Below are 21,012 nucleotides of genomic sequence, written 5' to 3'. Positions count from 1 at the left end.
TATCAAGCGCCCTTGCCCGCCTCGCGGACCGGCAGGGCCAGGATCGCGTCGGTGGCCATGACATCGCCGAACGCATCCTCGATCTGCGCCAGGGACGCCTCGTGCAGTGCGCGGTGGCCGATGCGCGTGCCGTCGGCCAGGTCGAGGTCGCGACTGGCGCTGGCATCGGACGCCACGAGGACACGGTAGCCGCGCGGCGCGGCAGCCGCGTCGCGGGCGGCCCCGACGACGCAGGCATGGGTCTGCAGGCCGGTGATGATCAACGTGTCGATGCCGGCCTGCTTGAGCACCGTATCCAGCGCCGCAGCCGAGGCGCCGGCGAACACGCTGACGTTGTCCTTCTGGATGACGGTTTCGCCACTGCGCGGCTGCATGTCGCGATGGAAGGCGACGTTGACACTCCCCTGCGCGAACAGCGGCGCGCCCGCCGGCAGCACATGCTGCACGTGGATGACGCGGATGCCGTGGGCATCGGCGAAGTCGACCACGCGGCGGGTCTGACGCAGTGCGGCCATGCCGTCGGGAATGACCATGCGGCCGCCGGCGAAACCTGGCGCGGCACGGGCATCGAAGTATTCGTTCTGGAAGTCGATCACCAGCACCGCGGTCTTCGCTGCGTCGAGCGAGGCGGGCACCGGGGCACCCGCCATGTGGCGGATGGTGGGATGGGACGGTTCAGCGGCAACAACCGGAGCGGTGGCAGCCATGCCGATCAGGCTGGCCAGGCCGAAGGCCATGAGGTTCATGGGACGACTCCTGTGCGATGGAAAGTGGGCACAGGATGCGAGGCGGATGGCGCACGAACCAGCCATGGAGTGACACATGATCTGTGCAGATTTCGAACAGACCGTTCGTGTGGAGTCGCGCCAGGCACGACTGCTTTTCGTTTGGGCGCCCGTAAACGATCAGCCGCGCAGGGCTCGACTCGACGACGCCAGCGTGACGCCATTGAGCCGCACGATCACCGCGTCCTTTCGCCCTGGCACCACCTCGGCAGCGTTGCTGCCAGCGCGCACGGCACGTTCCAGGCCCGCCGGGTACTTCACCGGCACCCCTGCGAGGGTCTGCACATGCGCTGCCCCATTCTTGCCCCTGATGATGAACTCCGCGCAGGCGCCCTCCAGCCGGTACACCGGCGCCCCCGCCGGATATTCGATCAACTGCAGCGCGCGCGCTTCGCTGTGCCGCAGGTTGCGGATGGAGACCCCATGCGTCCGCAGGCGACGCAACGCGCGCTGCGAACGGGACCAGGGCCAGCAGAAGACGAAGTAGATGCCTACGCCAATCGCATAGACGGCAACAGCCGCCACCACCCACACAGCCGCATCAGGCATCTGCAAAAATCCTGTCGGTGAAAAGCCGCACTTTAAAACGCAGACGGGCCGTACAAGGACGGCCCGTCTTCAACAATGCGCAGCGTTGCCTGGCTACCGCCTGGGACAGCATCCAGCAAGAGCGCCGGCCGCTTACAGGCGGCTGGCGATGGCCTGGGCGAAGCCCATGGTGTTGCCGGTGCCACCCAGGTCGCCGGTCAGCGAATCCTTGGCTTCCAGCGTGGCCACGATGGCCTTGCGCAGGCGCTCGGCGTTTTCGACCTGGCCGACATGGTCCAGCATCTGTGCGGCGGCCAGCAGCAGCGCGCACGGATTGGCCTTGCCCTGGCCGGCGATGTCCGGGGCGGTGCCGTGCACGGCTTCGAAGATCGCCGCGTTCTCACCGATGTTGGCGCCCGGGGCCAGGCCCAGGCCGCCGACCAGACCGGCACACAGGTCGGAGATGATGTCGCCGAACAGGTTGGTGGTCACGATCACATCGAACTGTTCCGGACGCATCACCAGCTGCATGCAGCAGTTGTCGACGATCATTTCCTGGAACTCGATGTCCGGGTACTTGGCGGCCACTTCACGCGCCACGGCCAGGAACAGGCCCGAGGTCGACTTGATGATGTTGGCCTTGTGCACGGCGGTGACCTTCTTGCGGCCGGTGCTGCGGGCCAGCTCGAAGGCGTAGCGCACGATGCGCTCGGAGCCCTTGCGGGTGATGCGGGTGCCGGAGAAGGCGGTCTCGCCATCGGCCGACACTTCCTGGCCTTCGGCCAGGTACGCGCCTTCGGTGTTCTCACGGACGGTGATCAGGTCCACGCCGTCGCCGAAACGCGACTTGGTGTTCGGGAACGAGACCGCCGGACGCACGTTGGCGTACAGGTCGAAATGGCGACGCAGGCTGACGTTGATCGAGGTGAAGCCACCACCGACCGGCGTGGTCAGCGGGCTCTTCAGCGCGATCTTGTTGCGTGCGATCGATTCCAGCGTGGCCGCCGGCATCAGATCGCCGTGCTTCTCCAGCGCGACCAGGCCCGCGTCGGCGTCTTCATATTCAAAGCCGGTGTCCAGCTTGCCGAGCACGAACAGGGTAGCGTCCATGATCTCCGGGCCGATGCCGTCACCGCGGATGACCGTGATTTTCTGCGTCATTGATGTGTATTCCGAACCGAGGGGGGAGCGCCATCCGTGAGGTGCGCGAAGCGCGGGCGCAAGGGAAGTTTCATCGGCAATTATGCCTTACCCGCCCGATGGACCCCAAATGGGCCATTGGTCTTAGGCGGGCAAGGCAGCATTGCCCGCGCATTCCCCCTCTCCCCGCGCCGTTGGCGCGCCGCCATCAACAGAAGGGGGCTGTGCTCAAGACACGCGATCGGTAGTGCCGGCCGCTGGCCGGCAACCAGGGGTGGGCTGAACGACGGGGTAGCCACCGACCGTTGGTCGGTGGAACGGGATCTAGAACATGAACAGCGCACTGCCGGGCGCCGATATCGTCGGGGCGCCCAAGCAGCCGACCAACGGTCGGCTCTACCTCGGTGGGGCCGGGTCGGCCCCGACCTCAATGCTCGTGAACGGCCGGCGCTTCGGCGCCGCCTTCGAGCTGGTCCAGGAAATCGACCGCGCGGCGCAGGTGCGGGATCACGATCGAGCCGCCGACCACCAGGCCGACCGAGAAGGTCTCGAAGAACTCCTCACGGGTCACGCCGGCGTCCTTGCACTGGGCCACGTGGTAGCTGATGCAGTCATCGCAGCGCAGCACCATCGAGGCGACCAGGCCCAGCAGCTCCTTGGTCTTCACATCCAGCGCGCCGGCCTGGTAGGTCTGGGTGTCCAGCGCGAAGAAGCGGCGCACGACCTGGTTGGGTTCGCCCAGGATGCGCTGATTCATGCGCTGGCGGAACTCGGTGAATTCGGCGATACGGTCCTTGCTGCCGTCGTCGGCCGCGCTCATGCCGGGTCCTGCCCGGCCAGCAACGGCTCCAGCTTGCCAGCACGGTGCAGCGCCATCATGTCGTCGTAGCCGCCCACATGGACCTCGCCGACGAAGATCTGCGGCACGCTGGTGCGGCGGGTCTTGGCCATCATCTTCTCGCGCTCGACAGGGTCCAGGTCGATCCGGACCTCCGTCCAGTCGCGGCCCTTGCTCTTCAGGAAGTTCTTGGCGGCCACGCAGTACGGGCACACCGCGGTCGAGTAGATGGTGATGGCGGGAGCGCCACCGGGGGTGGAAACAGCATCTTGGCTCACGGGAAACTCCACAGCGGAACGTTGGTCTGTATATGGTAGCGGTCCGCTGGATTTTCCACGTCACCGTCGCAACACTGTGGTTTAACTGCAGGTTGCACTGGCCCTGTCACGCTGTCGTCCGCCTTCCCCCAGGAGCTCCGTTTGCGCCCTCTGCTGCTCTCTGCCGCCTTGACCCTGGCCCTGGCCGTACCGCTGGCCGGGGCCCAGGAAAGCAAGCTGCCGGACATCGGTTCTTCGGCCGGCGAGCTGCTGACCCCGGCACGGCAGGCCGAATACGGCGGGATGATGCTGCGCGAACTGCGCAACTATGGGTACCTGCTCGATGACCCGCTGGTCGATGACTGGCTGCAGACCATGGGCGCCCGGCTGGGCTCCAACAGCGCCCAGCCACGCCAGTCCTACACCTTCTTCATGCTCAAGGACCGGCAGATCAATGCCTTCGCGACCCTGGGCGGTTACATCGGGGTCAATGCGGGCCTGGTACTGACCGCCGAGCGCGAGGACGAGGTCGCCGCGGTGCTGTCCCACGAAATCGCCCACGTCACCCAGCAGCACGTGCTGCGCGGCGTCGAGCGCGCACAGCGCGACCAGATCCCGATCCTGCTCGGCATGCTTGCCGCGATCGTGGCCGCGCAGCAGGCCGGCGGCAACTCCTCCGGTGACGCCACCATGGCCGCGATCACTTCGGGCATGGGGCTGATGCAGCAGCGCCAGATCAATTACACCCGCTCCAACGAATCCGAGGCCGACCGCCTGGGCATCCGCACCCTGGCCCGCAGCGGCTATGACGTGGATGCCATGGCCGGCTTCTTCGAGCGCATGTCCGCCTCGATGCGTGGCAACCAGGGGGGCTACAGCGTCCCGGACTTCCTGCAGACCCACCCGGTCACCACCACCCGCATCAGCGAGGCCAAGGCCCGCGCCGAACAGATGAAGAAAGACACGGTGCTGCTGACCACCGAGGTGCCCGGCGGCGTCCGGCAGGAACGGGTGAACCCGTCCGACCCGGCGTTGTCCGATCCGCTGGTGCGGCGGAGCAACCCGTTGCTGCCGGCCTCGATGCAGATTTCGGTCAACTCGCTCAGCCGCGGCAGCACCGGTCAGTTCGAATGGGCGCGCGAGCGGCTGCGGGTGCTCAGCGCCGACACCCCGGGCGATGTCATCCGCGAATACGAAAGCCTGCAGCGCGCGCAGAAGAACGGGCTGACCGAACCACAGCGCTACGGGCTGGCCCTGGGCCGGCTGCGCAACAGTGCCGCCGCGCAGGCCAGCCGCGACCTGGCCGAGCTGCTGCGCGACCACCCGGACAACGTCTGGGTGGCACTGGCGCTGGGCGAGGCGGAGTCGCGCAGCGGCCAGCAGGCCCAGGCCAACGCCCGTTTCGAGACCCTGATGCGCCAGCACCCCGGCAGCCGCCCGGTCGCGTTGACCTACGCCACCATCCTCAATGAACAGGGCGGGCGCGAGGCCGGCCAGCGCGCGCAGGCGATGCTGCGCCCGATGCTGTCGCAAAGCGGCAATGATCCGGTCTTCCAGCAGCGCTTCGCCCGCGCCAGCGAATTGGCCGGGGATACCACCCGGGCCAGCGAGGCCTATGCCGAGGCGGCCTTCCTCAGCGGCCGGCCGGAGCAGGCCCTGATCCAGCTGCAGGCCCTGAAGCGGCAACCGGATCTGGACTACGTGGGCCGGGCCCGGGTCGATGCCCGGATCGAGAGCATCACCCCGACCGTGCTGGAAATGCGCCGCCAAGGCATCGACGACCCGGAACTGGACCGCCGCTGAGGCGCCGTTCAAGGGGTCGGGATGACGGTGGGATGGCGGTCAACGACGGGAACGGCCCCCTCGTCACAAACCTGTCATGAAACCGTAGTCTACTGGGCTCAATCCCGATCTGATGAGCAATACGGTGGGCACGTGCAGAAACGCATCCTGATCGTCGATGACGAACCCGCGATCCGCGAAATGGTCGCCTTTGCCCTGCGCAAGGGCGACTATGACCCGATCCATGCCGGCGACGCCCGCGAGGCGCAGACCGCCATCGCCGACCGCGTTCCGGACCTGATCCTGCTGGACTGGATGCTTCCGGGCACCAGCGGCCTGGACCTGGCCCGGCGCTGGCGCAAAGAAGCCCTCACCCGCGAGGTGCCGATCATCATGCTGACCGCGCGCGGGGAAGAGAACGACCGCGTCGGTGGCCTGGAGGCCGGTGTCGACGACTACGTGGTCAAGCCGTTCTCGGCGCGCGAACTGCTGGCCCGCATCCGTGCGGTCATGCGCCGTGCCCGCGACGATGACGAAGACGGCAGCGTGGCGGTCGGCACGATCCGCATCGACGGCGCCGCGCACCGCGTCTTCGCCGGCGATCAGCCGGTGCCGATCGGTCCGACCGAATACCGGCTGCTGCATTTCTTCATGACCCACCCTGAGCGCGTGTACACCCGTGCCCAGCTGCTGGATCACGTGTGGGGCGGCAGCGTGTACGTGGAGGAGCGCACCATCGATGTGCACATCCGCCGCCTGCGCAAGACGCTGGAGCCGTTCGGCGCGGAGAACATGGTGCAGACGGTGCGCGGCGCCGGCTACCGGTTCTCGACCTCGACCTGAGTCTCGTCGGGCCGGGACCTGGCGCGCATGCCTGGTTCCGGCCACTCCTGCTATAACCTTGGATCGAGTCCGAGGACCGCACCTTCTGCGAGACCGCAATGCCGCGCCACATCCGTTCTGCCTGGTTGAAAACGCTGGCCACCCTCGCCGCCCTGCTGCTCGCGGCCGGCTTGCTGGGGCTGGCAGTGGGACATGTGTGGATGTGCATCGCACTGGCCTCCATCGGCGCGCTGGCCTGGCATTACTGGCGTCTGCGCCGGGTGCTGCGTGGGCTCACCGCGCGCCATCGCTGGGACATGGGCGACGGCACCGGCGTGTGGAACGAGCTGGACCGCCTGCTCTACCGCAATCAGTGGGAAATGCGCACACGCAAGCGCCGCCTGCTCGACATGCTGCGCAGTTATCGCGCCGCCGCCGCGGCACTGCCCGATGCCGTGGTGGTGGTGGACCGCAACAGCCAGCGCGTGCAGTGGTTCAACGAAGCGGCCACCTCGCTGCTCGGCCTGCATCATCCAGGCGATCTCGGCGAGGCGCTGGTCGAACGCCTGCAGCCGATGCCGCTGGCCCACTGGCTGGCCGGTGGCCGCAATGCCGAACCCATCCTGGACGTGCCCTCGCCGGTCGATCCGGCGATCCGCCTCAACCTGCGCCTGATTCCCTACTCGCCGGACTACTGGCTGCTGATCGCGCGTGACGTCAGCAAGCTGCTGCGACTGGAACAGGTCCGCCGCGACTTCGTCGCCAACGTTTCGCATGAACTGCGCACGCCACTGACCGTGGTACATGGCTACCTGGACATGATGGACCCGGAGGACTTCCCTGGCACCGGCCCGATGCTGGAGGAAATGCGCAAGCAGTCCCAGCGCATGGCGCAGCTGGTCGAAGACCTGCTCACCCTGTCGCGGCTGGAATCGCAGGAGCACACCGAAGCTGAGGCCGTGGCGATGACGCCGATGCTGGCCACGCTGCGCCGTGAAGCCGAAGCGCACAGCCAGGGCCGCCACCAGATCAGCATCATCGATACGGCCGGGGTGGACCTGCAGGGCTCCAACAAGGAACTGCACAGCGCGTTCTCCAACCTGGTCACCAATGCCGTGCGCTACACGCCGGCCGGTGGCCGCGTGGAAGTGGAGTTCGCCCGCGAAGCAGATGGCGTAGTGCTGTCGGTGCGTGACACCGGCTACGGCATCCCGGCCAATCATCTGCCGCGCCTGACCGAACGCTTCTACCGGGTGTCCAGCAGCCGCTCGCGCGAGAGCGGCGGCACCGGCCTGGGGCTGTCGATCGTCAAACACATCCTGGGGCTGCACCATGCCCGCCTGGACATCCAGAGCGAAGTCGGCAAGGGCAGCACGTTCTCCTGCCATTTCGATGCCGACCAGGTGCGTGCGCGCACCGAGGTCGCCTCCCTTCCTTCCGCCGAAGACTTTTCCGCATGAGTACTCCTGTTCCCGTCGCCGTACCCGTGGACGGCGATCTGCTGCGCGACCCGGCGCTGTACATCAACCGTGAACTGTCGCAGCTGGATTTCAATTTCCGCGTGCTGGCCCAGGCCATGGACCCGCAGGTGCCGCTGCTGGAGCGCCTGCGCTTCATGTGCATCTCCTGCACCAACCTGGACGAGTTCTTCGAGATCCGCGCGGCCGCCGTGCGCCATGCGCAGGAGTTCGGCCTGCCGCCGGCGCCGGATGGCATGACGCCGCAGGCGATCCTCAATGCGATCCACGACCGCGCCGCACAGCTGGTGGACCAGCAGTACCGCTGCTGGAACGAAACGCTGCGCCCGGCGCTGCACGAGGCAGGCATCGACGTACTCGGCCGGCACTCCTGGAACCACCGCCAGAAGCGCTGGCTGCGCGCCTACTTCCGCAACGAGATCATGCCGGTGCTGTCTCCGCTCGGCCTGGATCCCTCGCACCCGTTCCCGAAGATCCTCAACAAATCGCTGAACATCGTGGTGGTGCTCAAGGGCACCGACGCGTTTGGTCGCGCCGGGCACCTGGCAATCGTGCGTGCACCGCGCTCGCTGCCGCGCATCATCCAGCTGCCGGAGCAACTCGGCGGCCCGCAGACCTTCGTGTTCCTGTCCTCGGTGCTGTCGACCTTCGTCGATGAGATGTTCCCGGGCATGGAAGTCCAGGGGGCCTACCAGTTCCGCGTGACCCGCAATTCCGAGCTGGTGGTGGACGAGGAAGAGGTCGAGAACCTCGCCCTGGCGTTGCGCGATGAACTGGTCGACCGTGGCTACCGCCCGGCGGTCCGGCTGGAGATCGCGCAGGACTGCCCGCGCGACATCGTGCGCACCCTGCTGCAGAACTTCGGGCTGACCGAAAACGCGGTCTACCGTATCGACGGCCCGGTCAACCTCAACCGCGTGATCCAGCTGTACGACGTGATCCAGCGGCCGGAACTGAAGTACCCCGCCCTGAGCCCGCGCACGCTGCGCGACAGCGACGGGATCTTCGAGATCGTCGCGCGCCGGGATGTGCTGCTGCACCACCCCTTCGATGCGTTCACCGCCGTGCTGGATGTGATCAAGCAGGCCGCGGTCGACCCCAACGTGCTGGCGATCAAGCAGACCCTGTACCGCACCGGCAAGGATTCGCTGATCGTCGATGCGCTGATCCAGGCCGCACGCAACGGCAAGGACGTCACCGTGGTGGTCGAACTGCGCGCGCGCTTCGACGAAGAAGCCAACCTTGGCCTCGCCGACCGCCTGCAGGAAGCCGGCGTGCAGGTCGTCTACGGCGTGGTCGGGTTCAAGACCCATGCCAAGATGCTGCTGATCGTGCGTCGCGAAGGCCGCAAGCTGCGCCGTTACGTGCACCTGGGCACCGGCAACTACCACAGCGGCACCGCACGCGCGTACACCGACCTGAGCCTGATCACCGCCGATGCGGACATCGGCAACGATGTGCATCTGCTGTTCCAGCAGTTGTCCGGGCTGGCGCCGCGGATGAAGCTCAAGCGCCTGCTGCAGTCGCCCTTCACCCTGCACCCGGGCCTGCTGCAGCGGATCGAGCGCGAAACGCGGCTGGCTGCGAGCGGGCGCCCCGGGCGGATCATCGCCAAGATGAACGCCCTCAACGAACCGCAGATGATCCGCGCGCTGTATGCCGCTTCGCAGGCCGGCGTGCAGATCGACCTGATCGTGCGCGGCGCCTGCACCCTGCGCCCCGGGGTGCCCGGCGTCTCGGACAACATCCGGGTGCGCTCGATCGTAGGCCGTTTCCTGGAGCACAGCCGGGTCTACTGGTTCGGCAATGACGGCGCCTCGGAGCTGTTCTGCGCCAGCGCGGACTGGCTGGAACGCAACCTGCTGCGCCGGGTCGAGACCTGTTTCCCGATCCTGGACCCGGAGCTGGCGCGCAAGGTCTACCGCGATGTGCTGCAGAACTACCTCGACGACAACCTCAACGCCTGGGAGCTGCAGGCCGACGGCGGCTACATCAAGTGCACGCCGGGCCATGACGAGCCGCCGCATGCGGCGCAGATGGCCTTGCTGCAGGGTCTGTAGGTACCGACCGTTGGTCGGTACGCGGTCATTGCCTGCCCCTTCGATGCGACCGGTCGTCGCAGCCTGCCCATGTGAAGGGCGCGCGGTGACTTCGCGACCCACCGTTCGGCTAACATTCGCAAATGCCGCATACCTCCACGACACCGCCCGCCCTGCAGGATGGCGACCTGCTCGCCGCCATCGACCTGGGATCCAACAGCTTCCACATGGTCATCGCGCGATACACCCTCGGGCAGTTGCGGGTGGTCGACCGCCTGCGCGAGACCGTACGCATGGCCGACGGCCTGGATGGCAAGGGCGGCCTGTCCGCCGAAGCCCGCCAGCGCGCGCTGGAATGCCTGGCCCGGTTCGGCCAGCGCATCCGCGCGATCCCCTCGGTGCGGGTCCGCGCCCTGGCCACCAATACGGTCCGCCAGCTGCGCTCGCCGCAGGCCTTCCTGATGCCGGCCGAAACCGCGCTCGGGCATGCCATCGAAGTGGTCAGCGGCCGCGAGGAGGCGCGCCTGATCTACCTGGGCGTGGCCCATGCGCAGCCGCCCAAGCCGGACCAGCGCCGGCTGGTGATCGACATCGGTGGCGGCTCCACGGAGTTCATCATCGGCCAGGGCATGCAGACCCTGGAGCGCGAAAGCCTGCAGGCCGGCTGCATCGCCAGCACGCGGCGCTTCTTCCCCGGCGGCAAGCTGAGCAAGAAGCGCTGGAAGGACGCACTGACCGAGATCGGCGCGGAGTTCCAGCAGTTCGCCAACAAGTACCGCGCGCTGGGCTGGCACGAAGCGCTGGGCTCGTCGGGCACGCACAAGGCGATCAGCGAAATCTGCGCCACCATGAAGCTCAGCAAGGGCGCGATCACCGCCGAGGCTTTGCCGCAGCTGCGTGATGAGCTGCTCAAGGCCAAGCGCATCGAGGACATCAATCTGCCGGGGCTGTCCGCCGATCGCCGCCCGATCATCGCCGGCGGCATCCTGGTGCTCGAGGCGGCCTTCCAGGCGCTGGGGCTGCAGAAGCTGCTGGTGAGCAAGGCGGCGATGCGCGAAGGCATCCTGTACGACATCCTCGGCCGCGCCAGCGAGAACGACCTGCGCGACGAGTCGGTCGCGGCCCTGACCCAGCGCTACGGCATCGATACCGTCCAGGCCGATCGCGTGGAGAACACCGCGATGAACCTGCTGGCCCAGGTCGAGGAAAGCTGGCAGCTGGACCCGGACGATGCGCGCATGCTCGGCTGGTCCGCGCGCCTGCACGAGCTTGGCCTGATGATCGCGCACAGCGGTTACCACGTGCATGGCAGCTACGTGCTGGAGAACTCGGACATCGCCGGCTTCTCGCGGCAGGAACAGCAGCTGCTCGCCGCGCTCGTGCGCAGCCATCGCCGCAATATTTCCAAGTCCGCCTTCGATGCGCTGCCCGAGCGTCTGCTGCAACCGGCACGGCGCATGACCGCCCTGTTGCGCCTGGCAGTGCTGCTCAACCGCGCGCACGAAGACACGCCGATGCCGAAGCTGGAATTGACCGCCGAGGACGCGCGCCTGTCGTTGATCCTGCCGCAGGCGTACATCGATGCGCGTCCGCTGCTGCGTGCGGACCTGATCGGGGAAACCGAAGGCATGGCCGGGCTCGGTGTGCAGTTCCGCCCCTTTGTTGCCTGACGCTTTCTACCCGCTTCCAAACGTGCGTCTGCAGCAATTCGTGGACTGAATTCGCAGAACGCACGGCCCATGACGTATTTGTGAGAACGCCCTCACATGTCCTTCATGAACGATTAACGAATCGATCTACTCTCGGGACACCGGCCTTCATTGGGCTGGATTTTTGAAGAAGGCGGTACTTGGGTCCGCCGACTTCTTGGACGTCGTTCCGATTAGAGAGAGAGTCGATCATGTCTTCATCCACTACCCCGCTGGGGCAGGCGATCCGCCTGGCCCTGGTCGCCGGCACCGCTGGCCTGGCTTCCACCGCCGTCCTCGCCCAGGACGCCACCCCGACCACCCTGGACCGCATCGAGATCACCGGCTCGCGCATCCGCCAGGTCGATGTCGAGTCCGCCCAGCCGGTGCTCGCGATCAGCCGCGCCGACATCGAGCGGCAGGGCTTCAGTTCAGTTGCCGACATCCTGCAGAACCTGACCGCGGTCGGCAGCCCGGCGCTGAGCCGCTCCAACGTGCTCGCTGCCGGCGAAAATGCCGGCGGCACCTACATCGACATGCGCAACCTGGGCGCGCAACGCACTCTGGTGCTGATCAACGGCAAGCGTCTGGGCATCAATACCGGCGGCTACCAGGACATCTCCAGCGTGCCGGTCTCGGCGATCGAACGCATGGAGGTGCTGAAGGATGGCGCCTCGGCGATCTATGGCTCGGACGCCATGGCCGGCGTGATCAACATCATCACCCGCAGCAACGTCAGCGGCGTGACCGCCAACGTCTACCAGGGCCAGTACAGCCAGGGCGATGGCGCGCGCACCAGTGTCGATGTGGTGGCCGGCTGGTCCAACGACCGCGCCTCGTTGACCTTCTCGGCCGAGCACACCGAAGAGAAGGGCGTCTGGGCACGCAACCGCTGGTTCAGCGAATTCCCGAACACCACCCGCCACCCCGGCGACAACTGGACCCAGCTCAGCCAGTGGGGCCAGATCACTGGCCTGAGGGGCCCGGGCTGCACCGCCGCGGCGGGCTGCAATTATTCGCTGGATCGCGGCGCCGACCCGACCAACCCGGCCAACTACCATCTCAGCGATCTGACCCCGTTCACCGGTGATGTCAGCAACGCACAGGAGCAGATGCACCTGATCTCGCCGCTCAAGCGCGATTCGCTGTTCCTCGATGGCCGCCTGGACCTGACCGATGACATCCGCCTGACCACCCAGCTGGGCTACAACAAGCGCACATCCACGCGCCAGGTGGCCGGCTATCCGCTGCAGTCCGCCACCGCCGGTATCGGGCGGATGTCGGCCGACAGCTGGTTCAATCCGTTCGGCAACCACCACGGCTATGACACCCCCACCGACATCGCCTGGAACCGCCGCGCCTGGGAGGTTCCGCGGGTCAGCACCAGCGAGCTGACCACCTGGCGCGCCGTGGCCGCGCTGGAAGGCAGCTTCGAGGTGGGCGAGCGGTACTTCGATTGGGAAGTGGGCTACCAGTACAACCGCAGCGAACTGCTGCAGCGGTCGACCGGCAATCTGCACAAGGAACGGGTCAAGAACGCGGTCGGCCCGTCGTATTACAACGAGGCCACCGGCAAGGTGGAATGTGGCGTCCCGGGCGCACCGATCGCGGGCTGCATGCCGTGGAACCCGCTGGCGCCGTATGGCAGCAACGACCCCAATGGGCTGAGCGGCAACCAGGCCCTGATCGACCATCTGTTCCCGCCGGAAATCACGCGCGGCAAGACCACCACCCGCAATGCGTTCGCCAGCATCGCCGGTACGGTGATGACCCTGCCGGCCGGTGATCTGGGCTTCGCCTTCGGCGTGGAAACGCGCAAGGAGGCCGGTGAGTTCATCCCCGATGCGCTGGCCCAGAGCGGTGCCACCACCAACCTGGCCGCCGGCCCGACCGGGGGCGGCTACAAGGTCAATGAGGCCTACCTGGAGCTGAGCGTGCCGATCCTGGCCGACCTGCCGGGTGCGCGCGAGCTGAGCCTGAGCGCCGCCACCCGCCACTCGGACTACAGCACCTTCGGCACCACCCTCAACAGCAAGTTCGGCTTCAAGTGGAAGCCGATCGAGCAGTTGCTGGTGCGCGGCACGTGGGCGCAGGGCTTCCGCGCGCCGACCATCTCCGATCTGTATGGCGGCGGTTCGGAAACCTTCACCACCGGCTACCGTGACCCCTGCGACACCGTCTACGGGGCCTCGGCCAGCAGTGCCGAGGTGCGCGCCCGGTGCGCCGCCGACATCGCCAATGCCGACGCCTACCGCCAGCTGCGCCAGGGCGGCGTGCCGATCACCAGCAGCAGCGACCAGACCCCGGTGCCGTTCACCAACGGCTCCAACCCCGACCTGCAGCCGGAAACCTCGACCAGCCGCACGCTGGGCCTGGTCTGGAGCCCGTCCTTCGTGCCCCACCTCAACGTGGCGCTGGACTGGTGGAAGGTCCGCATCGACAACACCATCGTCAACGATCACCCCAACGACATGCTGCGCGACTGCTATGAGCAGGGCATCACCTCGCGCTGCAGCGGCTTCACCCGCGATCCGGTCACCGGCATCGTGGACCAGTTGACGTACGGCAGGCGCAACTCCGGTTTCCTGGAAACCGAAGGCTACGACCTGGAGCTGAGCCACCACCTGGATACCCGCCATGGCAAGTTGAGCACGGGATGGACGACGACCTATGTCAGTTCCTACCTCGAGCGCACCACCAACGACGCTGATGTGGTGCCCGAAACGAAAAACGGCATCGGCAGCGGCTTCCGCGTGCGCTCCAACCTGACCCTGGGCTGGGACGTGGGCAACTTCGGCGCCAGCTGGACCGCCCGCTACTACTCCGGCGTCAAGGAACGCTGCATCAACGCACGAGCCCGACCGGACGAGTGCTCCGACCCCGGCGTGCAGGCCCCGTGGTATGCCGGCTCGCGTGACTACAACGAGCGCGGCTCGGTCACCTTCCACGACGTGCAGTTCCGCTACTCCCTGCCGTGGGACGCCACCGTCTCGGTCGGTGCCAACAACGTGTTCGAGAAGTACGGCCCGATCATGTACACCCAGCCGAACTCGACGTTCTCGTACTACGGCGGTTACGACATCGGCCGCTTCCTGTACATGAAGTACCAGCAGCGTTTCTGATCGCCGCCCGGTAACCTCGCTTGATCACCACGGCCCTTCGGGGCCGTGGTGTTTTTCTGCCGGCGTGCGCGTCATGCCGGCGTCATACGGCGGTCATGTCGGCTACATCGCCCGGCCCCAGCATGCGTGGCATACCGGAGGCCCGCCATGCGCTATGCCATCGTCACCGAAACCTATCCCCCGGAAGTCAACGGCGTCGCCCTGACCGTGCAGGGCCTGGAACTGGGGCTGCGTGCCGCCGGCCACCAGGTGGATCTGGTCCGGCCCCGGCAACCGTCCGATGTGGACAACGCCGAAGGCACCGTCCTGGTCACCGGCGCCAACCTGCCGCGCTACCCCGGCCTGCGTTTCGGCCTGCCCGCGCCCGCCCGGTTGAGCCGCCAGTGGCAGCAGCAGCGGCCGGACGCGATCTACATCGCCACGGAAGGCCCACTGGGCTGGTCGGCACTGCGCACCGCGCGACGCCTCGGCATTCCGGTCGCGACCGGCTTCCATACCCGCTTTGACGAATACCTGCCCGACTACGGCGTGGCCTGGCTGCAGGCCGCCGCGCTGCGCTGGATGCGCCGCTTCCACAACCAGGCCGATGCGACGCTGGTGCCGACCCAGGAGCTGCAGCAGTTCCTCGGCGAGCAGGGCTTCGACCGCGTCCGTCTGCTGGCGCGCGCGGTGGACAGCAGCCAGTTCGAACCCGAGCGGCGCGACCCGGCGCTGCGTGAGGAATGGGGCATCGACGGCAACGGATTCGCGGCGATCCATGTCGGCCGCATCGCCCCGGAGAAAAATCTCGGGCTGGCGGTCAAAGCGTTCCGCCGCCTGCAGCAGGTACGCCCGAAGGCGCGCTTCATCTTCGTCGGCGATGGCCCAGCGCGCGCCAGGCTGGCCCACGACAACCCGGACTTCATCTTCTGCGGCGTGCAGCGCGGCGACGCGCTGGCGCGGCATTTCGCCAGCGGCGATCTGTTCCTGTTCCCCAGCCGCAGCGAGACCTTCGGCAACGTGACCCTTGAAGCCATGGCCAGCGGACTGGCCACGGTCGCCTTCGACTACGGCGCCGCCCGCGAATACCTGCGTACCGATGAGAACGGCATCGCCGTAAGTGACGACAGCGAGTTTGTGACCGCCGCCGTGCAGCTGGCCGGCGACGATACGTTGCGCCACCGGCTCGGCCGTAACGCCGCCACGGCGATGAAGCGCCTGCATCCGCAGCACGTGGTCGCCGAGTTCGATGCGCTGCTCTCTGAACTGGCCCACGCCCGGAGGGCACATGCCGACCACGCCGCTTGACGCCCTGCGTGGCCGCGAAACGCGCTGGTGCCGCCGCGCCAACCACTATTGCCGGCACCGCCGGATCCGCCATGCCTTCGCGGTGATCAGCCGCCTGGGTGATGGCGCCTTCTGGTACGCACTGATGGGGGCGCTGGTGCTGCTGGATGGCTTGGACGGCCTGCGCGCCTCGCTGCACATGGCCGCCACCGGCTTGATGGCCCTGCTGCTGTACAAAGGCCTCAAACGCTGGACGCGACGCCCGCGGCCCTACGCCGCCGACCTGCGCATCCGCGCTTGGGTGGCGCCGCTGGACGAGTTCAGTTTCCCGTCCGGGCACACCCTGCACGCGGTGTCCTTCACGATCGTGGCACTGGCCTATTACCCGTGGCTGGCCCCGGTGCTGGTGCCCTTTACGATGCTGATCGGGCTGTCGCGGGTCGTGCTGGGGCTGCATTACCCCAGCGATGTGCTGGCCGCGACCGGGATTGCCGCCCTGCTGGCGGCGGCCAGCCTGCAGTGGCTGCCGCTGTAGCGGCCATGGCCGTGCTGCGTTGACGCAGCCAGGCGCTTCACCCTGCAGCGATGCCTCGCCCGTGATCCCGTTTTACAATGCGGGCATGACCACGCTGTTCATCTCCGATCTGCACCTGGACCCGAGTCGTCCAGCCATCACCGACCTGTTCCTGGCGTTCCTGCGCGATGAAGCGATGCAGGCCGATGCCCTGTACATCCTGGGCGATCTGTTCGAAGCCTGGATCGGCGATGACACGCCCTCCCCGGCCGCCGATGCGGTCGCGGTCGCGCTGCATGCCGTGGCCGACGCCGGCGTGCCGGTGTACTTCATCCGTGGCAACCGCGATTTCCTGGTCGGCGAGGACTATGCGCGCCGCGCGGGATTCACGATCCTGCCCGACCCGAGTGTGATCGATCTGTACGGCCGCCCGGTGCTGCTGCAGCATGGCGACCTGCTGTGCACCGACGACATCGCTTACCAGCAGTTCCGCGCACAGACCCGCGACCCGGTGTTCCAGGCGCAGTTCCTGTCGCAGCCGCTGGCCGCGCGCATTGCCTTCGCGCAGAAGGCCCGCGATGCCAGCCAGGCGCGCCAGTCGGAAATGAAGCAGGGGGACCGTGCCCAGTTCGAGACCGTCACCGATGTCGCGCCGGCAGAAGTGGACGCCACCTTCGGCCGCTACGGCGTGGACACCATGATCCACGGCCATACCCACCGCCCCGCCATCCATGCGCTGCAGGCCGGGGGCCGCGATTGCACGCGTATCGTGCTGGGCGACTGGTACGAACAGGGCTCGGTGCTGCGCGTCACCCCGGACGGCTGGACCCTGGATTCGCTGGCGAGCTGACGCCGGCAGCGGCCCTGCCTGCCGTGCTGTTCCGGCGCGGGGCTTCCGCGCTACCTTAGCCGGGCATCCTCGGGGAACAGGGACGATATGGCGGTGGCAGCTACCCAACCGACGACGGCGCCGACGGTGTCGCTGCACATCGGCCTGTTCTTCGACGGCACCCGCAACAACGCCGACAACCTGCAGCGCGCCTCGCGCCCGCCCGGTGCCACCACGCCTGCGCCGCGCCCACCTGCGGTGGTCGCCGATGATGCCTCGCCGTACCAGAGCCGCTTGACCAGCAGTTACAGCAACGGCCTGACCAACATCGCGCGGCTGCACGCCTTGTACCCGGACCATCGGCAGCTGCCGCCGGCCGGAAGCACCCTCGCGCTGTCGATCTACATCGAAGGCGTGGGCACGCGTACCGGCGAGGAAGACGACCTGATGGGGCTGGCGTTCGGCATCGGACGCACCGGCGTACGCGCCAAACGACGGCGCGCGCTGGAGCAGCTGCTGCCGGAGGCGCTGCGCCAGCTGGCCCGCGCGCAGCCCGGTCATACCCTGGGCAGCGTGCGGGTGGATCTGTTCGGTTATTCGCGTGGCGCGGCCAGTGCACGCGACGTGGTGAACGTGCTCAATGCGCCCGCCGGTGCCGCGTGGCTGCGCGAACAGCTGGTGCGCTCGGGCTGGGCGCTGGCGCCGGGATTCCCCGCCACCGCGCGGCCGGTACGCTTCGTGGGGCTGCTCGATACCGTGGTGGCGATCGGCCGCCAGCACCGCGATGAGATGCCGGCGCTCGCGCTGCGCCCCGGCTGTGCGGACAAGGTGGTGCAGCTGGTCGCCCGCGATGAACACCGCGAGCATTTCGCGCTCACCAGCGTGGCGCCCGAGCACGAAGAGATCGCCCTGCCGGGCGTGCACGCCAACATTGGCGGCGGCTACGACCAGCGTATCGAAGGGCCCAAGCTGCTCAGCCGGCCCCAGGGTCAGCTGCTGCGCGGTACCGGGCTGGCGCCAGGCGCGGTGCCGCCGCTGGCACTGCTGCGCGCGAGCACGGTCTACCGCACCGCGCAGGCAACCTGCCGCCGCTGGCAGCGCACGCTCGGCCTGGGCGATGACGCGATCTGGGTCGATGTCTGGCACCAGTGGCAGCAGCAGCGCATCGCCGGCAGCCGCAGCGTGCTGCCGCAACTCACCCTGCGTGGGTACGCGGCGGTCGTCCTGCGCCGCGAGATCGATGCGCGCTACCAGTTCATCGCGTTGCGGCTGCTGCACCAGCGCGCCGCCGGGGCGGGCGTGGCGTGGACGACCTCGCCCGATCAGCTGCCTGCGCTGGCGTTGCCGATGGAACTGCAACCGATCGCAGCGCGGCTGCTGGCCGGCCAGCCGCTGGACGCCGCGCAGGAGCTGCTGCTGCGCCAGCGCTACCTGATGCAGTCAGCACATTGGAACTTCGATGCATTGGGCGATACCGCGCTGCTCTACGCCGCCGATGAAGGCACCCGGGAGTTGCCGTATCGACCCGGGCCAGGCCTGTTCTACGTCAACCGGCCGACCGCGAGCGGTCAGCGCGTGGTGCTGGCCAACACCTGACCGCGCAGCTCGGTCTGTTCGATCAGCTCGGCCAGTTCTTCCTCATCAAAGCCAGCCAGCAGGCGCGCTTCGAGATTGAACGGGCCATAGAGATAGCCGCCGGCGTATTCCTTCAGCAGCGCCATGAACCGCGGTCGCGGCTCGACGTTTTCACGCGTGCAGTACCAGCGGTACCAGCGCGAGCCGGCGGCCACGTGCGCCACTTCTTCGCGCAGGATGATCTCCAGCACATCGGCGGTGGCATGGTCGCCACCGGCACGCAGCTTCACGATCATCCCCGGGGTGACATCCAGCCCGCGCGCTTCGAGCACGCGCGGCACCAGCGCCATGCGCGCCAGCCCGTCGTGCGCGGTCTTCTCGCACATTTCCCACAGGCCGTTGTGTGCGTCGAAATCGCCGTACGCATAGCCATTGGCCTGCAGCCGATCGTGCAGCAGCATGAAGTGGCGCGATTCGTCATCGGCCACACTGACCCAGTCGGCATGGAACGACGTCGGCAGGCCGCGGAATCGGTACACCGCATCCCAGGCCAGATCGATCGCATTGAGTTCGATATGCGCGATGGCATGCACGAACGCGGCACGCCCCTCCACGCTGCCCAGGCCACGCCGCGGCAGATCGCGCGGGTGGACCAGCGTCGGCCTGGCCGGGCGCCCCGGCATCCGGATCGGCGCCGGTGGCGGCGCATCGGCCGGTGCCTTCAGGCGACCGGCGCGGAACTGCACGGCATAGTGCTGGGTCAAGGCAACCTTGCGCAGCGGATCCGGCTCGGCCAGGCACTGCTGCGCGGCCTGCAGCAGATCGCCGGCCGCGCTGTCCAACACATCACTCATGCCCGGCCCTCAGGCGCGACGCTTGTGCTTGGCATCGTCCGAACGCAGCTGCTGGATGCGCTCGAAATAGCCCGGCTCGATCCCGGTCGGGTAGACGCCGTTGAAGCACGAGGAATCGAACGACTTCAGCTCCGGATTGCCTTCGCTCACCGCCGCTTCCATGTCCTCGATGTCCTGGTAGATCAGCCAGTCGCAGCCCAGGTGCTTCTCGATTTCCTCGATGCTGCGATTGTGCGCGACCAGTTCTTCGGCCGCCGGCATGTCGATGCCGTAGATGTTCGGATAGCGCACCGGCGGCGCGGCGCTGGCCAGGTAGACCTTGCGGGCACCGGCGTCGCGCGCCATCTGCACGATCTGCTGGCTGGTGGTGCCGCGCACGATCGAGTCATCCACCAGCAGCACCACGCGGTTGCGGAACTCCAGGTGGATCGGGTTGAGCTTGCGGCGCACCGACTTCACGCGCTCGCCCTGGCCCGGCATGATGAAGGTGCGGCCGATGTAGCGGTTCTTGATGAAGCCTTCGCGGTACTTCACCCCGAGGGTGTTGGAGATCTCCAGCGCGGCATCGCGCGAGGTATCCGGGATCGGGATGATGGTGTCGATGTCGTGGTCCGGGCGCAGGCGCAGGATCTTCTCGCCCAGCTTGATGCCCATGCGCATGCGCGCCTTGTGCACCGACACGTTGTCGATCATCGAATCCGGGCGCGCGAAGTACACGTACTCGAAGATGCACGGGCTGTGCTCGACCGGCTCGGCGCAGACTTCGGAGAACAGCTCGCCGCGCGCGGTGATGACCAGCGCTTCACCCGGGCGCACGTCGCGCACGCGCTGGAAGCCGAGCACGTCCAGGGCGGCCGATTCGGAGGCCACGATGTATTCATCGCCTTCGGCGTGGGCGCGCTTGCCCAGTACCAGCGGGCGGATGCCATGCGGATCGCGGAAGGCCACCAGGCCCAGGCCCAGCACCACGCTGATCACCGCATAGCCACCCTTGACCCGGCGGTGCACGGCGGCCACGGCGCGGATCGCCGCTTCCGGGGTCAGCTGGCGCTGCGCGTCCAGTTCGAAGGCGAACACGTTCAGCAGCACTTCGCTGTCCGAATCGGTGTTGACGTTGCGGCGGTCCTGCTCGAACACCTGCTGGCGCAGGGCTTCGGTATTGATCAGGTTGCCGTTGTGGGCCAGCGCGATGCCGTACGGCGAGTTCACGTAGAACGGCTGCGCCTCGTCCATGCCTTCCGAACCGGCGGTGGGATAGCGCACGTGCGCGATGCCGACGCGGCCTTCCAGCGTGGACATCCGCTTGGCATCGAACACATCACGCACCAGGCCATTGGCCTTCTGCACGCGCAGGCGGGTGCCATCGGCGGTGGCGATGCCGGCCGCGTCCTGGCCACGATGCTGGAGGACGGTCAGGCCGTCATACAACTGCCCGGCGACGTTCTGGTTGCCGACGATTCCGACGATGCCACACATGGTGCGAGTTCTCCGCTGG

At 67.5% G+C, this 21,012-nt stretch carries 17 protein-coding genes; 10 read left to right on the top strand and 7 right to left on the bottom strand.

Features of this window, described 5'->3' with window-relative positions; all coding sequences use genetic code 11:
• Positions 1 to 2: 2 nt before the first annotated feature.
• The 5 genes from C0R07_RS17190 to grxC form a co-directional block, all read right to left on the bottom strand.
• Complete coding sequence (locus tag C0R07_RS17190) at positions 3 to 746, bottom strand: cysteine hydrolase family protein (protein ID WP_102789539.1); 744 nt, start codon at positions 744 to 746, stop codon at positions 3 to 5.
• A 159-nt stretch (positions 747 to 905) separates the two neighbouring features.
• On the bottom strand, positions 906 to 1,334 hold the full coding sequence (locus C0R07_RS17185; protein WP_102789538.1) for a hypothetical protein: 429 nt from the start codon (positions 1,332 to 1,334) through the stop codon (positions 906 to 908).
• 132 nt (positions 1,335 to 1,466) lie between these two features.
• Positions 1,467 to 2,474, bottom strand: a complete 1,008-nt coding sequence (locus tag C0R07_RS17180) for an isocitrate dehydrogenase (RefSeq protein ID WP_019185811.1) — start codon at positions 2,472 to 2,474, stop codon at positions 1,467 to 1,469.
• A gap of 406 nt (positions 2,475 to 2,880) precedes the next feature.
• Complete coding sequence (locus C0R07_RS17175) at positions 2,881 to 3,273, bottom strand: carboxymuconolactone decarboxylase family protein (protein WP_019185812.1); 393 nt, start codon at positions 3,271 to 3,273, stop codon at positions 2,881 to 2,883.
• A complete protein-coding gene (grxC, locus tag C0R07_RS17170) occupies positions 3,270 to 3,569 on the bottom strand; it encodes a glutaredoxin 3 (RefSeq protein ID WP_019185813.1) in 300 nt (99 codons plus the stop codon). Before grxC ends, C0R07_RS17175 begins: the two co-directional genes overlap by 4 nt.
• Before the next feature lie 141 nt (positions 3,570 to 3,710).
• Between grxC and C0R07_RS17165 the strand changes: the two genes are divergently transcribed.
• The 10 genes from C0R07_RS17165 to C0R07_RS17120 all read left to right on the top strand — a co-directional run bounded on the left by C0R07_RS17165 (position 3,711) and on the right by C0R07_RS17120 (position 18,684).
• Positions 3,711 to 5,351 (top strand): M48 family metalloprotease, encoded by a 1,641-nt coding sequence (locus tag C0R07_RS17165; protein ID WP_070426710.1) that lies wholly within the window; start codon positions 3,711 to 3,713, stop codon positions 5,349 to 5,351.
• A gap of 132 nt (positions 5,352 to 5,483) precedes the next feature.
• The gene (phoB, locus tag C0R07_RS17160; RefSeq protein WP_019185815.1) at positions 5,484 to 6,173 is read left to right on the top strand and encodes a phosphate regulon transcriptional regulator PhoB; all 690 of its coding nucleotides are present in this window, start codon (positions 5,484 to 5,486) and stop codon (positions 6,171 to 6,173) included.
• A gap of 98 nt (positions 6,174 to 6,271) precedes the next feature.
• Positions 6,272 to 7,612 carry a phosphate regulon sensor histidine kinase PhoR gene (phoR, locus tag C0R07_RS17155; protein ID WP_019185816.1) on the top strand — a complete coding sequence of 447 codons (1,341 nt, stop codon included), beginning with the start codon at positions 6,272 to 6,274 and terminating at the stop codon, positions 7,610 to 7,612.
• The gene (gene ppk1 / locus C0R07_RS17150) at positions 7,609 to 9,690 is read left to right on the top strand and encodes a polyphosphate kinase 1 (RefSeq protein WP_019185817.1); all 2,082 of its coding nucleotides are present in this window, start codon (positions 7,609 to 7,611) and stop codon (positions 9,688 to 9,690) included. Before phoR ends, ppk1 begins: the two co-directional genes overlap by 4 nt.
• Positions 9,691 to 9,812: 122 nt before the next feature.
• The gene (gene ppx / locus C0R07_RS17145) at positions 9,813 to 11,339 is read left to right on the top strand and encodes an exopolyphosphatase (protein WP_019185818.1); all 1,527 of its coding nucleotides are present in this window, start codon (positions 9,813 to 9,815) and stop codon (positions 11,337 to 11,339) included.
• A gap of 230 nt (positions 11,340 to 11,569) precedes the next feature.
• Entirely contained in the window at positions 11,570 to 14,479 is a 2,910-nt protein-coding gene (locus C0R07_RS17140; protein WP_070473750.1) for a TonB-dependent receptor plug domain-containing protein, read from the top strand.
• Between the two features lie 147 nt (positions 14,480 to 14,626).
• Positions 14,627 to 15,766 carry a glycosyltransferase family 4 protein gene (locus C0R07_RS17135; protein ID WP_019185820.1) on the top strand — a complete coding sequence of 380 codons (1,140 nt, stop codon included), beginning with the start codon at positions 14,627 to 14,629 and terminating at the stop codon, positions 15,764 to 15,766.
• Positions 15,747 to 16,280 (top strand): phosphatase PAP2 family protein, encoded by a 534-nt coding sequence (locus C0R07_RS17130; RefSeq protein ID WP_019185821.1) that lies wholly within the window; start codon positions 15,747 to 15,749, stop codon positions 16,278 to 16,280. The genes C0R07_RS17135 and C0R07_RS17130 overlap by 20 nt, the downstream gene beginning before the upstream one ends.
• Before the next feature lie 85 nt (positions 16,281 to 16,365).
• The gene (gene lpxH / locus C0R07_RS17125; protein WP_046272389.1) at positions 16,366 to 17,109 is read left to right on the top strand and encodes a UDP-2,3-diacylglucosamine diphosphatase; all 744 of its coding nucleotides are present in this window, start codon (positions 16,366 to 16,368) and stop codon (positions 17,107 to 17,109) included.
• Positions 17,110 to 17,196: 87 nt separating this feature from the next.
• Positions 17,197 to 18,684: a phospholipase effector Tle1 domain-containing protein gene (locus tag C0R07_RS17120; RefSeq protein WP_102789537.1), complete on the top strand. Its 1,488-nt coding sequence runs from the start codon at positions 17,197 to 17,199 to the stop codon at positions 18,682 to 18,684.
• Here the strand turns inward: C0R07_RS17120 and C0R07_RS17115 are convergent.
• Positions 18,657 to 19,517 carry a ferritin-like domain-containing protein gene (locus C0R07_RS17115; protein WP_046272391.1) on the bottom strand — a complete coding sequence of 287 codons (861 nt, stop codon included), beginning with the start codon at positions 19,515 to 19,517 and terminating at the stop codon, positions 18,657 to 18,659. The genes C0R07_RS17120 and C0R07_RS17115 overlap by 28 nt on opposite strands.
• Positions 19,518 to 19,526: 9 nt before the next feature.
• On the bottom strand, positions 19,527 to 20,993 hold the full coding sequence (gene purF / locus C0R07_RS17110) for an amidophosphoribosyltransferase (RefSeq protein ID WP_019185825.1): 1,467 nt from the start codon (positions 20,991 to 20,993) through the stop codon (positions 19,527 to 19,529).
• Positions 20,994 to 21,012: the final 19 nt, after the last annotated feature.

The sequence above is a fragment of the Stenotrophomonas bentonitica genome (assembly GCF_002887735.1).
GTDB lineage: Bacteria > Pseudomonadota > Gammaproteobacteria > Xanthomonadales > Xanthomonadaceae > Stenotrophomonas > Stenotrophomonas bentonitica_A.
The sequence above is the reverse complement of the archived record's forward strand: the minus strand, read 5'-3'. Positions and strand labels throughout refer to the sequence as shown.